Genomic DNA, 619 nt, shown 5'->3' on the forward strand with positions numbered 1-619 from the left:
GATGGCGTGACGCAGACCGTCCCGCAGCTCGTGCCGAGCCGTCAGGCGCCGTGGCGGAACGCGTCCCAGGCGCCGAGCAGGTACTGGACGCCGAGCGCGCGGTCGTACAGGCCGTAGCCGGGGCGGGGCTTGTTCGTCGTGTTCTCGTCCCACAGGTGCCGGCCGTGGTCGGGGCGCACGTAGCCCTGGTAGCCCGCCTCGGCGTACGCGCGCATGATCCCGGTCGTGTCGACGCTGCCCTCGCACGCGCGGTGGGCGACCTCGGTGAAGTCGCCGTTCCCCAGGTGCTTGATGTTGCGGACGTGGGTGAAGTGGATGCGGTCCATGAACGTGCGCACGGCGTCGACCGCGTCCTGCCCGGGGTTCGCGGAGAAGCTGCCGAGGCACAGGGTCAGGCCGTGGTACGGGCTGTCGTGCAGCGACAGCACGCGCGCGAGGTCGTCCTTGGTCGACACGACGCGGGGCCAGCCGAAGCCCACGGGTCGTCGCTCTGCTGCTGACCGCCGCCGGAGCTGAATCCGCCACCGGAGGCACCGCCGGAGTTGGCGCCACCTCCGTAGCCGCCACCGCCGCCGAAGCCGCCGCCACCGCCACCCGAGCGCTGAGCGCGGGTGACCTT

Annotated in this window: 1 protein-coding gene; it reads right to left on the reverse strand. The window is 72.5% G+C overall.

All coding sequences use genetic code 11. The annotated features are described in order from the left end of the window. Window positions 1-41: 41 nt before the first annotated feature. Complete coding sequence (locus tag G3I78_RS46865) at window positions 42-455, reverse strand: mannonate dehydratase (protein WP_343244022.1); 414 nt, start codon at window positions 453-455, stop codon at window positions 42-44. Between the last annotated feature and the right edge of the window lie 164 nt (window positions 456-619).

It is taken from the genome of Streptomyces sp. SID13726, from assembly GCF_010548375.1.
In the GTDB taxonomy this organism is placed as follows: domain Bacteria; phylum Actinomycetota; class Actinomycetes; order Streptomycetales; family Streptomycetaceae; genus Streptomyces.